This is a genomic window from Streptomyces sp. SPB074 (genome assembly GCF_000154905.1).
GTDB lineage: Bacteria > Actinomycetota > Actinomycetes > Streptomycetales > Streptomycetaceae > Streptomyces.
In genome coordinates this window covers 5,799,469-5,800,600 of record NZ_GG770539.1, presented here as the reverse complement: position 1 = coordinate 5,800,600, position 1,132 = coordinate 5,799,469, and the positions used below count along the sequence as shown (strand labels likewise).

Here is a 1,132-nt window from a genome sequence, read left to right as displayed (position 1 = left end):
CGCGATTCCGGGGCGGGGCGTGGGTGTGCGGGGGTGCGGGCCGGCCGGCGCCCGGGTGGGCGGCGGCCGGTCCTGGTGGTGGGCGGCTCGGGTGGTGGGCCGGGGCGCGAGCCCCGGTCAGCGCCCGCCGAAGAGGGTGCGGCGCAGCTTCCTGAGCGGGGCGAGGAGTGAGACCTTGCTCAACCGCGTCCTGCTGCTGTCGGGCTGTGCCGCGCGTCCGGTCGCCGCCCTGCGCGAGGTGATCTCGCGCATCAGGGAAGTGGCCTCCGCCGCCTCGCGCTGCGGGACGGCGGGACCGCCGAGCACCGCGAGGTGCCGGTCGAGCCGTGAACTGCTCGCCCCGCTCCCGTACGTGATGGCAGGCACACGCGGCCTGCTGCGGACCGTTATCTGTTCCATGTCACTCCCCACCCGTCGTCAGGCACCCGGCCACGGGCAGGGTAACCCTATCGTCCCCGGGTGACACCTTGTATCCCGGTCATGTGATTCACCTACCCCGTAAGGGGGTTGACGCATCCTCACAAGGCCCGGAGCATTCCGGGGCGAGTCGTGCCAGAGGTACGGAATACGGACAGGCCTCCCCGAATCCCGCGTATCGCCGAGTAGTTCGGCTCCGGCGGGGGAACGGTGGTCACAGGTCGTCACAGTGGACGGCGCGACGAGAGGCGGGGCGATGGACGGAAGCGGTGCGAGAGGTCCCGAGGCGGAGGGCGCGGCGGACCGGCCGCTCGCGGGCCGGTACCGGCTCGGCGCCGTGCTCGGCGCGGGCGGTACGGGGACGGTGTGGCAGGCGCGCGACGAGGAACTGGGACGGGACGTCGCGGTCAAGGAGGTACGGGTCCCCGCGGGCCTGGAGGCGGCGGAGCGCGAGCGGCTGTACGCGCGGGTGGAGCGCGAGGCGCTCGCCGCGGCGCGCTCGGGGCACCGGGGTGTCGTCACGGTGTACGACGTGGTCGTGGCGGACGGGCGGCCGTGGATCGTGATGGAACTCGTCCGCGGCCTGAGCCTGGCCGACGCCCTCATGGGCGACGGGCCGCTGCCGCCCGCGCGGGCGGCGCGCGTCGGGCTCGCGGTGCTCGAAGCGCTGGGCGCGGCGCACGCGGTCGGCGTCGTGCACCGCGACGTGACCCCG

The 1,132-nt window shown here is 74.8% G+C and carries 2 protein-coding genes; one reads left to right on the top strand and one right to left on the bottom strand.

The window, feature by feature from the left end:
- Positions 1-117: 117 nt before the first annotated feature.
- Positions 118-399, bottom strand: coding sequence for a hypothetical protein (locus SSBG_RS24535; protein WP_008748760.1), 282 nt, complete (start codon positions 397-399; stop codon positions 118-120).
- Between the two features lie 274 nt (positions 400-673).
- On the opposite strand from SSBG_RS24535, the gene SSBG_RS24530 reads away from it, so the two are divergent.
- Positions 674-1,132, top strand: a 459-nt coding sequence (locus SSBG_RS24530; protein WP_037870562.1) for a protein kinase domain-containing protein, incomplete at its 3' end; no start/stop codon positions are given.

What these genes read in the sequence shown, in the direction of transcription:
- SSBG_RS24535 (WP_008748760.1), bottom strand. Translation starts at nt 399, where the DNA reads ATGGAACAGATAACGGTCCGCAGCAGGCCGCGTGTGCCTGCCATCACG.